This window comes from Thermus sp. FJN-A, from assembly GCF_054655095.1.
In genome coordinates, this window is record NZ_BAAHSC010000334.1 from 1 (window position 1) to 236 (window position 236).

Genomic DNA, 236 nt, shown 5'->3' on the forward strand with positions numbered 1-236 from the left:
ATAACCCAAGTTGCTACCCAGCCATCTTCTGGGTCAGGAGACTGATGTTATGGGCCAGGACGAAGGTGAGAACTTTGATGACGAAACCCTCCTGGGTCACGGCGTGGATGCGCCTGGGGAAGAGGTGATGGAGCATGCTCCCCACCGTCTCCACCACCCTCCGCCCCACGATGGCCAGGTACTGCATCCAAGGGAGATACCGCCGGCTGTTCCTCCTGCGGATGACCATGGGAACA

General features: G+C 59.3%; 1 pseudogene. It reads right to left on the minus strand.

The window, feature by feature from the left end:
- Positions 1-13 precede the first annotated feature (13 nt).
- Positions 14-236, minus strand: a pseudogene (locus ACYQ0J_RS13970) (IS982 family transposase); the annotation flags it as partial.